The organism is Vibrio sp. 10N.222.48.A3 (assembly GCF_041475345.1).
Taxonomy (GTDB): Bacteria; Pseudomonadota; Gammaproteobacteria; order Enterobacterales; family Vibrionaceae; genus Vibrio; species Vibrio tasmaniensis_A.
In genome coordinates, this window is record NZ_JBFRVX010001436.1 from 1 (window position 1) to 1,539 (window position 1,539).

General features: G+C 41.1%; 1 protein-coding gene. It reads right to left on the bottom strand.

The window, feature by feature from the left end:
- Positions 1-1,274: hypothetical protein (locus AB4653_RS26945; protein WP_372105767.1), on the bottom strand; the 1,274-nt coding region annotated here is incomplete at its 3' end.
- Positions 1,275-1,539: the final 265 nt, after the last annotated feature.

Here is a 1,539-nt window from a genome sequence, read left to right on the forward strand (position 1 = left end):
GTCGTTCGCTTGTAATTCACCAATTGTACCACGTCACCTTGAAGGCGGCTTTCTGTACAGTTTGCAATCGTTACTAAGTGACCTGATGAATTCGCTGCGCTATCCATTTTGCAATGGTTTATTTTATTTTTTGAAGAGGCTTTGGTTAGAGAAAACTCTTCACTTCCTACGGTAACTTTGACATCACTTCTATTTAATACGACTTGAACACTTGTTGTTGTGTCTTCGACGCCATAGTCTTGTATCGTCAAGCCAGTTTCAATTAAAGGTTTAGCTTGGATCTTATACTTACTATTGGAGCTGTAAGATGAATGAATTACATCTTTGTTTGAGTTATAGATCGTCGCAGGTTTGTCTGACGTGGCTGCGAAGACGTAAGATTTCGTTGCGGGGTCGAGTTTCCCATTGAGCTTTATGTAAGTGATTAACTCGTCTCTATTTGATACATTGAAACGCTTAAATAGAAGTGTGGAGACATGGTCGAGCACATAGACACTGCTTCTTACGTGGTTTTCAACGGCTACAGCTTTCAGACTATCACTAACAACGTCTAACAGGTTGTTGTTCAAAAGGCTGTTTTTAGGAGTGTAATTTGCTCGTAGGTCTTTTGTAACACCCGTCATTACAGACGCCAAACCATACTTAGATACTTCAGCAGGAGTCATATAATGCATTCCTTGAGCCGGAGCAGCTTTCAGTGTAAACCAGTAGAAGCCGCTCGGATCTGGTAATCCCATCTTTTTATAATAATCAATGTAGGGTTTATGCTCACTATGACCAACAGGCAATGAAGCCCCTTGTAAAGACCCTTGTGCCCATGAGTGAACGCCTAATCGAGCACCTGGTTCAATCGTTCTTTTCACACCCGCAGCGAAAAGGTCAGTTCCCCCCGAAGCGACATGTCCAATAGAGCTAATGTACGTGTTTAATTTTTTCGCTCTTACTTTGTACGCTAGTTGAATGTTGGCATCATCATTCATAGAGCCACCCATATCGATGAAGTTCAGCGTTTTTGTATTCGGGTGAGCTTTGATCATATCGTCAAATGCTTTGGGGCTACCACTACATGCAACGCCATTGACACTCGCTATTGTACCCTTAATCTTGAAGGTTAAGGCTGTATCCCCTTGTAAGGGTTGCGAACATTTAGAGATAAATACCACTGGCTTTTGCGTTGGCTTAACTGTTGGTTTTTTCGCGGGAGTCGATGAGCCTCCTCCGCCACATCCAGTTAAAGTGATTAGTAGAGCTGCAGATAAAATGCTTGTTTTCATTGGGGTCCCTAAAAATTTATATTCACAAATTAATTAGTAAGAAGAATAATTTATACAGGACATCAATACTGTATGACTTTGTCAGGTGTTCATTACATAAAATTACAGTGCTTAACTATATGATTTGTTGATTTGTTGATTTGTTATCTTCGCGTCTAACCGCTTTTGAATCGAGAATACGCAGGAGAATTTGTGGGTGGGGAAGGGAGGTTGTGGGTAACGGAAATAATCTCGGGGAATAAAAAAACCTCCGTATATACGGAGG